The following is an 11,667-nucleotide window of genomic DNA, read 5'->3' as shown; positions in this document are numbered from 1 at the left end:
AATTAATAGCACTAAAAGAGATAGTAAACACATCTTATTAGTTAACAATAAATACATGTGTTAATTATAATTATATTCACAAATATTAAACAATAAGTGATAATATTGAAAACAATAAACGGTAAAATATATTCTTAAAAACAATTTGATCAGTGATTTATAACCCTAGCATATTGGGATAAACTACTATTTTTGAGAATTAGAAGTTTCCATTACATCTTTTGCTAATTGATAACCACGTGCTATAAGAACTGAGGCTTTATCAAAATCCCAAATACCAGAGATATTATGCGGAATATGAATCGTATAATCAGGTTTATATAATGCTATATTTAATTCAGCGAGCTGTCTTCTCATGATACGATATGATTCCATCAATATACCAATAGAATTCAATTTATTATATTCCAATGCTGTTGTTAATAATGGCGGTCCATCCAAGTTTACTGCTATAATGATATTTTCTTTATTAAGAACATGATTTATAGGTAATGGATTTAAAACGCCACCGTCTACTAAAAATTTATTTTCCACTTGTACACCTCTAAATACTGCAGGAATAGCAATAGACGCTCTAATAGCATCATAAATATAACCGCTGCGTATTATTAGTTCACTTTCCGTAACTAAATCTGTCGCTACCGCAGTATACTTAAGGTTTAAATTTTCGATTTTTGTATCCAAAAATACTTCTTGTAGCGTGGTAATTATACGATCACCCTTCAACAAACTAAACCTAGGATCTGAAAAATCCATCAATCTAAACACCTCTCTTTTTGTCAGTTTACTCATCCACTCTCCGAGCTCATTTATCTTGCCTTCAGCGAATGCGGCACCTACTAAAGCACCAATGGAACAACCCACCACTTCATCTATTTCATAATTATTATCTAGTAAATACTTTAGCACGCCGATATGCGTAATCCCGCGAGCACCACCACTCCCTAATACAATTGATACTTTTTTCTTCTGCATAGTTTATATTTGGCTTAAATATAATAAATATATAAGGCCTAAAATTGTCATTAAGATGTCTTTTTAAAACTTATTTTTTGGCCACACCAAAAACAGTGTTACTTTTGTTAACACTGTTAACTAAAGTAATAATGATAGAGCTTACTAGGCGCGAAAGAGAAATGCAGGAATTACGTAATAAAATTATCGAACAATCGTGGATAATTATTGCGAATGAAGGATGGCAGGCTTTGTCTATTCGCAAAATAGCAGATGCTATAGAATATAGCATCCCTATCATCTATAAATATTTTGAAAATAAAGAAGCTATCCTTGCCTATTTTTCTAAAGAAGGTTTTGCTTTGCTAAGTGATAAAATAGGAAATTCTTTAGATAACAAATTAGAAGGTCCCGAGAAAATAAAAACTATTGCGAAGACCTATTGGGAATTTGCGATAGAAAATAGTCATCATTATCGAATTATGTTTGGCCTAGGTATACCGGCCTGTGAAACGATCAATAGTAGTATCGAAATGAAACTTACATCTGATTATTTTTTAGAAGCTATAACAGATACTTTAACGCGAGCTAATAATGTTAATGCAGACAAATACCTTAAGCTAAAGACATTTTGGTCTATACTTCATGGATTTGTAGCTATAGAAATACTATCAAACAAAGAAATCAATAAAAAAGTCCCTAATACATTGCAAGATGCGATTGAAGGATTCATATTTACATTACAATTTAATAAATAAATAAAAAAATGAGTTTATTACAAGATTTATCATGGCGATATGCTACTAAAAAAATGAATGGTGAGAAAGTAGCGCAAGAGAAAGTAGATTATATCCTTGAAGCAGTACGTTTAGCACCAACATCATCAGGATTACAACCATTCAAGGTAATTCAGATTACTGATGAAGAATTAAAAGCGAAAATTCAACCTATAGCATATGGTCAATCACAGATTGTGGATGCTTCACACCTATTGGTATTTGCCGCATATGATGAATATACTAAAGAGCGTATAGATGCTCCATTTGCTCAACAAGAAGTTGAACGTGGCTTACCAAAAGGTTATGCTGATGATTACAAAAATCAATTGTGGACTTCTTTTACACAACGCACTAGAGAGCAACACTTTGAACATGCAGCACGTCAAGCATATATCGGTTTTGGAGTAGCTATAGCTGCTGCTGCAGAGCAACGTATAGACGCTACACCAATGGAAGGTTTTGTAAATGCACAATTGGACGAATTATTAGGTTTAGATAAATTAGGCTTAAAATCGGTAACCATTCTAGCATTAGGATATAGAGACCAAGAGAATGATTGGTTGGCTAACTTGAAGAAAGTAAGATTTAATACAGAAGATTTCATTATAAACAGAAATTAAGGCCGTATCCAAAAAAATGTACAAGTTGAAAAGTTATTCTGATAAATTTTGAGCACTCTAGGTTCTAAATTTATCAGAATAACTTTTTCTTATTTTATACATTTCGTAGTTATGATCGATAAATAAAAGTTATTGAACATTAATGATTTATACAAATCCTTCAAGAATGGATAAAATTTTATTTTCACTAATACAAATCCCCAAAAAATGGACTTTACCCTTTCCCAACTGGCGAATAATAATGGATCAATTTTTAGCTAAAAAAAGAATCAACTGTAATACAGCCAAACCAATCTTAAATACCTTTACACAAAGTCTTTGACAGTATATAATATGGTATCAGCTTAAAAATATTCTTTCTATTTTAAAAGCTATCCATTCCTAATGAATCAGATAGCTTTTTTTCGATTGAAAGAATCTGCTTGCCTCCAGTTAATGAGTCTTATTATGGCTAATGCGCTATTTATTTCTCAAACAGCTTTTTAACGACTGCAAAATCTATATTATAATTCACAGCGATACTTTCGGCGATCACTTGTAAATGCTCTTCAATAATGCGATTGCCCATACCCTTGTTGTACAGGTTTGTTAAATAGTAAGCCGCTTCTTTCTTGTCAGTGGGTTCTATTACCTTATTATTAACATAATAATTAAGAATAGTAGTACTAAAATTACTAAAGTCATCTAAGCTAAATCGCTTAAATTCATTAAAAAAGCTATGCATATAACTTTCAAAATCTTTCTCTAATACTACTTTTACCTCCGTTGTCATTTTATTGATCTCTTGATGAATGTGATATACAATTACTAGCCTATTAAAATAGGCCAGTTAAAAGTATCAATTTATTTTATTTTAACCGCTAATATACATTACTATTTCTTACAGAACGATTGTTTCAAGCCTTGATCTGTACATTAATTGATTTTTATTGATGAATATAAAATGAATAGAATATATCTATATCCAATAAAAAATAACGATCATAATTAAAACAAAATGAAAATATTTTTTGTTAATTTTATATAGAACCAAAGAGGGTTTTATTTTATTAAATTATAACAGTAAGCATATGGAAAACAATTCAAATGACATCAGCAAATGCCCATTTCACAACGGTACATTAAATAAGCCTGTTGCTGGAGAAGGCACGCAAAATAAAGACTGGTGGCCAAACCAATTGAAAGTTAACATCCTACGTCAAAACTCATCTTTATCAGACCCTATGGACCCTGATTTTGATTACGCTAAAGAATTTCAATCTTTAGATTACGAAGCTGTAAAAGCAGACTTACGTGCTTTGATGACAGATTCACAAGATTGGTGGCCTGCAGACTTTGGTCATTATGGTCCATTATTCATCCGTATGGCATGGCATAGCTCAGGTACTTACCGTATCCAAGACGGACGTGGTGGTGCAGGTGCAGGACAACAGCGTTTTGCACCATTAAATAGCTGGCCTGATAATGTTTCCTTAGATAAAGCACGCCGTTTGATTTGGCCTGTTAAACAAAAATATGGCCGCAAAATCTCTTGGGCTGATTTAATGATACTAACGGGTAATGTTGCATTGGAATCTATGGGGTTCAAGACCTTCGGTTTTGGTGGTGGACGTCCAGATGTATGGGAACCAGAGATGGATGTATATTGGGGATCTGAAGATACTTGGTTAGCACCTAGCGACAATCCTAAAAGCCGTTATACTGGTGACCGTGACTTAGAAAACCCATTGGCAGCAGTACAGATGGGATTAATATATGTAAACCCTGAAGGACCAGATGGCAACCCTGACCCGCTTGCTTCGGCACGTGACATCCGTGATACCTTCAAAAGAATGGGTATGGATGACGAAGAAACAGTAGCGCTCATCGCGGGTGGCCACACTTTTGGCAAGACACATGGCGCAGGTCCTGCAGACCACGTAGGTGCAGATGTAGAATCGGCAGACATGGATCAACAAGGCCTAGGATGGAAGAGCTCATTTGGTACAGGAGTTGGCAAAGATGCTATTACTTCTGGATTGGAAGTTACATGGACTTCTAAGCCTACAGAATGGTCAAACTTATTCTTCACCTACTTATTTGGGTTTGAATGGGAATTGACAAAAAGCCCTGCTGGTGCCCACCAATGGGTAGCAAAAAATACAGGAGATATTATCCCTGATGCCTTTGACCCTAACAAGCACCAAAAACCAAGAATGCTGACATCTGATTTAGCATTGCGTTTTGACCCAGAATATGCTAAAATATCAAAAGATTTCCTGGAGAATCCTACTAAATTTGCAGATGTCTTTGCGCGTGCATGGTTCAAATTGACACACCGTGATATGGGGCCAAAATCCCGCTATTTGGGCCCAGAGGTTCCTGCGGAAGATTTAATCTGGCAAGATCCGATTCCTACGCCTACATACGTAATCAATGCTACAGATATCTTTGTATTGAAAGAAATAATCGCTAACGCAGGACTTTCAATTTCAGAACTGGTAACTACAGCATGGGCTTCAGCTTCTACCTTCCGCGGTTCTGATAAACGTGGAGGTGCCAATGGAGGCCGTATACGTTTGGCACCCCAAAGATATTGGGCTGTCAATAACCCAACACAATTAGCTAAAGTATTGGAAGTATACGAAGGCATTCAAGCAGATTTCTCTATTGATGGCAAATATGTTTCTATAGCAGACCTTATCGTATTAGGAGGTAATGTTGGTGTTGAGCAGGCAGCAGTAGCAGCAGGTGTGACAGTAGATGTTCCTTTTGCTCCAGGTCGTGGTGATGCTACACAAGAGCAAACAGACGTAGATGGTTTCCGCTATTTAGAGCCTGTTGCAGATGGTTTCCGTAATTACATTAAAGGAAAAATGAGTGCTTCTACAGAATCTTTCTTAATCGATAAAGCACAACTATTGACGCTTACAGCACCAGAGATGACAGTTTTGGTGGGTGGACTACGTGTATTAGGTGCCAATTGGGATGGTTCGGATCATGGTGTATTCACAGCACAAAAAGGAGCTTTAACAAATGATTTCTTTATCAATCTGTTAGACATGTCTACAGCATGGAAAGCTGTAGAAGGAAGCCACAAAGAATTGTTCCAAGGTACAGACCGTAAAACAGGCGAAGCCAAATGGACTGGAACACGTGCAGACTTAGTATTTGGTTCAAACTCCGAGTTGCGTGCTGTAGCAGAAGTATATGGTAGCGCTGACGCAAAAGAGAAATTCATTAAAGATTTCGTAGCTGCGTGGGTAAAAGTAATGAATGCTGATAGATTTGATTTAAAATCGTAATTACGCTTTATTAAGTATAAAAAGGGGCATTCTACAGAGAAGAATGTCCCTTTTATTATATAACTGAATTTTTTTTTGATCCAGTGTCATATAGAACACCTATGATAATACGATCAAATGTTTCAGCGGGCTTCGTAAAAAAGAAAGAGCATGAAATACTTAAGTAAATAATTAAATAGAGAATTATGAGTGGTAGATAATGTGATTTAATGAGCTTACTCAGCTGAATGACTATCTAAAATGGGATATTAATGAAATAAATCAACATTAAAAAATCAATCAGCCAAGCAATTTAATAAAACTGCAAAACATTATACATACCACTACTTATTCTAGTGTAAATAAAATCAATATAATTAAAACAAGAAAAAGCACGTTTATACGTGCTTTTTCTTGTTTTAATTAGGAATAAATAAACCTCGTTTATACAAAATTCATCCAGTCAGAATTAGAACTATAATCGAATAGCGGGTTAGCACTATTTTGACTTAAAAATTGTCCGCTGAACATATTCAAATCCATCGCTACATGTTGACGTGCAATCTCTACTAGCTCATTATTAAAGCCTTGCATATTTAACACAAATTGAAAACATATAACACGTGCTATCATACGTCCCAATGTAACGGTATCACGTTGATTGATTGTATAGTCTAGATTAAAATCTAATGATTTAGAAAAATAATGAATACTATCATTGGTATTCACATAAGATGCTAAAAACTTAACTAAGTTAGTTTCTTTAGCTTTACGCATCAGTTTTAATATTGCGTCTGCAATCTGTCCATATAGCATTTCATTCGATCCTTCAAAAATCTGAAATGGTCTACTGTCTACAACAGCGCGCCCCGCGTAATGATTTAATTTATAACCATTTGCACCCGACAATTGTAAACTAATCTGTGCAGACTCTTGCATTAAATCAGTAACTAATGCTTTCAATGAATTTGCTTCAATACTAGCAGTAGCGAGATCTTTGTCAATACCACTGTGTTCTACACTATAATGGCACATGCCCGAACAAATAACATAAGCAGCTTGAATACGTGACAACTGATATTTCACAGCATCAAGATTACTCAATGGTGCTCCACTAACTATTCTGTTTTGACAATGATCAAAAGACTCGTCCATCAGACGCTTCAAGAACCCTAAACCCATACCTGGAAACTGCAGCCTACTTCTATGCAGCATATCCAACATCAATTTAATACCTGTACTTTCAGGTGTCAATTTTTGATTCTCAGGTACAGTGATGTCGATTTCATTGATACCATATGGGATAGCATACAAACCAAGGTTATTATAACGTTCCACCATAGGGATATGCTCCTGCGGGTTACTATTGTCCGTAACAAAGAAATCTATATCTCGCGCCAGATCACCATTAGCGGTAGATTTACGCGCTGTTATTAGCCAAAAATCAGCCGCACCACTTAATCCTTGCCAGTGCTTCTCTCCTTTTACTTTATAGCCACCCTCAATTTCTTGGTAAAATGTTTTCATATTCAGCGCGTCACTTCCATACGCTTGTTCGGTAATCATAAGGCCCCCCATCGCCTTTTCATCCAAAAACTTTTTGAATATTCTTTCTTGCACAGCATAAGTGCCATATTTAGCCAAAGGCTCTAAAAATAAAGCTATATTAATACCAAACATCAAAGATAATGCTAGTGATTCATAAGATGCCGCAGAAAGGACGCCTAAGCATTCTTTTACGTTGACACCACGACCACCAAACATAGTTGGAATAGCAACAGATAATGGTTTTTTATCCATAATCTTTGCTAGAAAATCTACTGGTAAATCTCTACTTAAACTTAGCGTATTGAAATCATACTCTGATCTAAATAGCCCATGTAAATGACTTTTAAAATCTGTAATATAAGTTTTAAAATCTACATGCTCCACAATTTGACTCATATTTTAAAGAATTATAAATGTTACTCAATAGAAATGGTTAGCAAACTCTACAAACTAATCCAGCCCTATTACAATGTAAATTTAGAGCAATATTAAACTAATGACTATTTAAATATAGACAATAACTAGGACAAATCGTGCATTTTATCATAATTGCGACTTCAGGTTGCTTCTATATTTTGTTGGTGTAATACCTACAATTTTTTTGAATAATCTTGCGAAATAAGAAGGATCTTCAAATTCCAATTCATACGCAATATTAGCAATAGTCTTATTTGTTTCAGCTAATAAAAACTCACTGTGCATTATAGCTACTTCTAGAATAATCTGCTTCGTTGATTTCTTAAAAACCGAAGAAACGCAACGGTTAAGATAATTTGTAGAAACCGCTAATTTGTCAGCATAATAAGTAACGGACTTTTCCTTGTGAAAGTCTAAATGTACCAATTGCTTAAAGGCGATAGCGATTTCTTGATTACGTAACAAGCTGTTATTAGCATCCGAAAGCTTGATTAATTTCAATAATACAGTCTTGAATATACTTTCATAGTATTGTGTATAGGGGTGTTCATCATATATCTCTTTATACAATAAATCCAATAGTATATTCAATTCTTGGCTATCTACTTTTTTTAGCTCTAATAAAGGAACAATATTTAATATATTAAGTATTTCTTGTTCACGCAAAATAGAAGTCATAGCTTGCTCCTTAATCAATACGCAATAGCCTTCTGCTGATTTATCGACTTGATCAATAGCAGTGATATGACCATAATTAGCGATTACAATAGCTGGAGCGTTCACCATAAATGACTTAGCTTCCAATTGATGACGAAAACATCCTTTTGTCAGATGAATTAACAAATGGTATCCAAAAAATATCGGCGGAATTGGTGTCCGCAAATAAGGAGCTATATCTTTGAGTGCAAAGATTTTAATTGGAGTCTGAATATAAGTCAAATGTTGAAGACCACTTTCCATAAATTTGGAAACAAACTCGTCTGCATTTACCTTATTATTATGCATAATATAATGGGGCTAATTTAATCTATTAAATAGAAATACAATATTAATAAATTAAATACGAAGATACCTTGCTCGCAAGAGCGAATAACAAATGTCACTATACCTAAATTTAACCAAAATTATTTAATAAGAAAAATTAAATGAATACTTTTATTAACAGGGATTATAAATCTAATAGAATAAATGTTTTATCGATCAAGATTTAAAAATAAATTATCAGTGCTATAATTAACGATAACGCAATAATTATAGTGGTTCATTTTTACATAAATGCATGTTTTGGAAAGAAATAGTTTAAAATATTCTTACATTAAATAAAACAGGTTTTATTTAGAATTGTAACTTAAAAGTGGAGACTATTTTATGCTGCTAATTTTTCTTCGACACAGTACAAAAATATGTTTACTTATACTTGAGATGTGTTTGTCTGTTTTTACAATTGCGTTTTTCCCATATATAGCTAAAAAATAACTTAAAATTATTCCCCAATTGGGAATTGGTTGTGTCCATTTTTAGCTATTTGCATTTAAGATAGATATACGGATATTTTTTATGCTTCATCAATTGAAATTGCCATCAGGTTTTTGCTGTATTTCCTAATTTTTCTATGAAATTTTAGAACAAGTTACGTAGTGTAAATAATATTTCTGATTTCATTTGGGAAGTCAAAGAACACGGGTAATTCGTCCCAAATATTTTCCCAATATTGGATGGCATAGGGATATTTTGGATCCCATTAGTCTGCAAAATGCTCTAATTCATGAGTTGCCAACACTATATTAGGTGCGTTGTTGATTATTTTCATGTCTGAAGTAAACTCTTTTTCGACTTTCAAACCAGGTATTAAGCAGAAATTTAAATTTGATGAACCACACCTATTGGGTTAATTGTTTGAGGGAAAATATTAGTTATAGCATACGTAAATCAATTTAAATAATCGGTTACTGTACTAGAATATCTTCAACAGCACGCCTTTTAAAGTCGGTCATTTTACCTTAGAATGCAACAGATTCATTTTCATGGTGCCACCTACCAAGAATTACCTTGTCTCCTTCGCGATTTAAGGCAACAGTTAAATAAATGAGTTTCTTAATTACTTTTCTGCCTTAACGAACTTTACCCACCATACCATTCATTTAAACAATATAAAAAACGGACGCTAAAGAACATTTTTACCAATAAAGAACTTGTTGATTAACTTTATCTGTTATCATCGAAATAGATGAAGTAGAGCGCTTAAAGACCTACAGTTGTTTTAATACCTTATAAAAACCGTTGAACTTTGATAAGTTTACCAATTGATGTTTTCATAATAAACTGTGTGGTATAAATTTAATAAAAAATAAGGTGGGTTTGTAAACCCACCTTATTTTCTATTGACACCGCTTATTGGATACTACCTATAAGTAATTAGAACTCTTTAAATAGCGTATTTGTGTGTGAATAATTTAAAAAATTATTCTTTTACTTCTTCTTTTTACCCTTATTTTTCTTGATAAGCTTACTAAATAGGTCCTTTAAGGAATTCTTTAGTTTTTTAAACTTATCCTTTTTTTTATTATTGTCTTGTGCTTTAGCTTTCTTTTTACGATCAGATAGCTTTTTATCTTCCTTACTATTTTTTGTAGCTATCTTTTCATTTTTGGAAGAACTCAATTTAGCCGCTTTGACTTTTACCTTCTTCGTTGGCTCCAAATTTTCGTTGCCACCAGCAATACTAGATTTCTTTGTTTTAACTGTATTGCGTTTCCCAGTTGTTGGCTTTGCTTTGCTAGGTTTTGATGTAGGGGCTTCTTCTCCGCCTTCAGTAATATTCTTGGTTATTAGCTTTGCTTTTCTGGATTTAGATGTAGGGGCATTTTCTCCGCCTTCAGCTATGATCTTGGAAGATGTCTTTGCTTTGCTAGGTTTGGATGTAGGGGCTTCTTCTCCCCTTTCAGCTATGATCTTGGAAGATGTCTTTGCTTTGCTAGGTTTCGATGTAGGGGATTCTTCTCCGCCTTCAGCTATGATCTTGGAAGATGTCTTTGCTTTGCTAGGTTTTGATGTAGGAGCTTCTTTTCCGCCTTCAGCTATGAGCTTGGAAGATGTCTTTGCTTTGCTAGGTTTTGATGTAGGAGCTTCTTTTCCACCTTCAGCTATGATTTTGGAAGATGTCTTTGCTTTGCTAGGTTTGGATGTAGTTTTTGATTTAACTTTTCTATCTGATGTTTTGTTTTCTGAAGCATTTCCAGCTATTTCTGTTGCCTTGTCTATATTTGATTCCATAGATTTTAGTTTTAATCTATTTTTATTAACAAATAACATATTCTTTTGTTTTATATCTCATGTTATTAACAAATAAAATCGTACTTTTGTTGCTCATAACTATGGGGTCGACCGGAATTGACAGGATAGCGATGGTTATGTAAGCATGTAGTGCGTTGTTAGTAGAGCACTTAAATCTGAACTTTCACACTTATAACTGGCGAAGAAAACTACGCCTTAGCTGCTTAAGTTAGACTTAACATAGCTATTTGTCCCGTTAGATCCTGTTCTTTGGTTTAACATTAGGGGCATCGAACGATAGAACTGGTCACTGCGATTTTGCTAAGTAGTGACGAGATCCAGCAAATACGGAGTACGGTATAGGTAAGCGACTCACCTTCCCTCTCTCGACAATTAAAGAGAAGCTAAACATGTAGAAAGCGTAAATCATACTATGTTTGGACGAGGGTTCGAATCCCTCCGGCTCCACAACCAAAGAAGCTCAACGAAAGTTGGGCTTTTTTTGTGTCGCAGGATGAGGACCCGAAATAAGGGTTCGATTCAGGAAGGTTTAGGGTCGTGCTCGGGAAAAGAGCGGCTAATCCAATCCCTCCGGCTCCACAACCAAAGAAGCTCAACGAAAGTTGGGCTTTTTTTGTGTCGCAGGATGAGTACCCGAAATAAGGGTTCGATTCAGGAAGGTTTAGGGTCGTGCTCGGGAAAAGAGCGGCTAAACCAATCCCTCCGACTCCACAAGTAAAGCTCAACGAAAGTTGGGCTTTTTTTGTGTCGCAGGATGAGTACCCGATATAAGGGTTCGATTCTAGAAGGTTT

Annotated in this window: 8 protein-coding genes and 1 other RNA gene; 4 read left to right on the top strand and 5 right to left on the bottom strand. The window is 34.6% G+C overall.

Annotation, left to right across the window (positions count from 1 at the left end; translation table 11 throughout):
- Positions 1 to 186: 186 nt before the first annotated feature.
- Complete coding sequence (locus IP023_RS14985; RefSeq protein WP_241791226.1) at positions 187 to 975, bottom strand: patatin-like phospholipase family protein; 789 nt, start codon at positions 973 to 975, stop codon at positions 187 to 189.
- 131 nt (positions 976 to 1,106) lie between these two features.
- Between IP023_RS14985 and IP023_RS14980 the strand changes: the two genes are divergently transcribed.
- The gene (locus IP023_RS14980) at positions 1,107 to 1,712 is read left to right on the top strand and encodes a TetR/AcrR family transcriptional regulator (protein ID WP_241791225.1); all 606 of its coding nucleotides are present in this window, start codon (positions 1,107 to 1,109) and stop codon (positions 1,710 to 1,712) included.
- Positions 1,713 to 1,720: 8 nt separating this feature from the next.
- A complete protein-coding gene (locus IP023_RS14975; protein ID WP_241791224.1) occupies positions 1,721 to 2,353 on the top strand; it encodes a nitroreductase family protein in 633 nt (210 codons plus the stop codon).
- Positions 2,354 to 2,816: 463 nt separating this feature from the next.
- Here the strand turns inward: IP023_RS14975 and IP023_RS14970 are convergent, their stop codons facing one another.
- Positions 2,817 to 3,125 (bottom strand): hypothetical protein, encoded by a 309-nt coding sequence (locus IP023_RS14970; protein WP_241791223.1) that lies wholly within the window; start codon positions 3,123 to 3,125, stop codon positions 2,817 to 2,819.
- Between the two features lie 298 nt (positions 3,126 to 3,423).
- Here IP023_RS14970 and katG point away from each other — a divergent pair, with 298 nt between their 5' ends.
- On the top strand, positions 3,424 to 5,637 hold the full coding sequence (katG, locus tag IP023_RS14965) for a catalase/peroxidase HPI (RefSeq protein ID WP_241791222.1): 2,214 nt from the start codon (positions 3,424 to 3,426) through the stop codon (positions 5,635 to 5,637).
- A gap of 423 nt (positions 5,638 to 6,060) precedes the next feature.
- Here katG and IP023_RS14960 read toward each other — a convergent pair whose 3' ends face one another.
- The 3 genes from IP023_RS14960 to IP023_RS14950 all read right to left on the bottom strand — a co-directional run bounded on the left by IP023_RS14960 (position 6,061) and on the right by IP023_RS14950 (position 10,854).
- A complete protein-coding gene (locus IP023_RS14960) occupies positions 6,061 to 7,560 on the bottom strand; it encodes an acyl-CoA dehydrogenase family protein (RefSeq protein WP_241791221.1) in 1,500 nt (499 codons plus the stop codon).
- Between the two features lie 147 nt (positions 7,561 to 7,707).
- On the bottom strand, positions 7,708 to 8,586 hold the full coding sequence (locus tag IP023_RS14955) for a helix-turn-helix domain-containing protein (protein WP_241791220.1): 879 nt from the start codon (positions 8,584 to 8,586) through the stop codon (positions 7,708 to 7,710).
- A 1,464-nt stretch (positions 8,587 to 10,050) separates the two neighbouring features.
- Positions 10,051 to 10,854 (bottom strand): hypothetical protein, encoded by an 804-nt coding sequence (locus tag IP023_RS14950; protein ID WP_241791219.1) that lies wholly within the window; start codon positions 10,852 to 10,854, stop codon positions 10,051 to 10,053.
- A 103-nt stretch (positions 10,855 to 10,957) separates the two neighbouring features.
- Between IP023_RS14950 and ssrA the strand changes: the two genes are divergently transcribed.
- Positions 10,958 to 11,325, top strand: a transfer-messenger RNA (tmRNA) gene (gene ssrA, locus IP023_RS14945).
- Positions 11,326 to 11,667 lie beyond the last annotated feature (342 nt).

Origin of the sequence: Sphingobacterium rhinopitheci (assembly GCF_022627575.1) — a bacterium.
GTDB lineage: Bacteria > Bacteroidota > Bacteroidia > Sphingobacteriales > Sphingobacteriaceae > Sphingobacterium > Sphingobacterium rhinopitheci.
The sequence above is the reverse complement of the archived record's forward strand: the minus strand, read 5'-3'. Positions and strand labels throughout refer to the sequence as shown.

Excerpts from the sequence above, each read along its gene's own strand:
- katG (WP_241791222.1), top strand. The coding sequence starts at position 3,424 with ATGGAAAACAATTCAAATGACATCAGCAAATGCCCATTTCACAACGGT.
- IP023_RS14960 (WP_241791221.1), bottom strand. The coding sequence starts at position 7,560 with ATGAGTCAAATTGTGGAGCATGTAGATTTTAAAACTTATATTACAGAT.
- IP023_RS14985 (WP_241791226.1), bottom strand. The coding sequence starts at position 975 with ATGCAGAAGAAAAAAGTATCAATTGTATTAGGGAGTGGTGGTGCTCGC.
- IP023_RS14970 (WP_241791223.1), bottom strand. The coding sequence starts at position 3,125 with ATGACAACGGAGGTAAAAGTAGTATTAGAGAAAGATTTTGAAAGTTAT.
- IP023_RS14975 (WP_241791224.1), top strand. The coding sequence starts at position 1,721 with ATGAGTTTATTACAAGATTTATCATGGCGATATGCTACTAAAAAAATG.
- IP023_RS14980 (WP_241791225.1), top strand. The coding sequence starts at position 1,107 with ATGATAGAGCTTACTAGGCGCGAAAGAGAAATGCAGGAATTACGTAAT.
- IP023_RS14955 (WP_241791220.1), bottom strand. The coding sequence starts at position 8,586 with ATGCATAATAATAAGGTAAATGCAGACGAGTTTGTTTCCAAATTTATG.
- IP023_RS14950 (WP_241791219.1), bottom strand. The coding sequence starts at position 10,854 with ATGGAATCAAATATAGACAAGGCAACAGAAATAGCTGGAAATGCTTCA.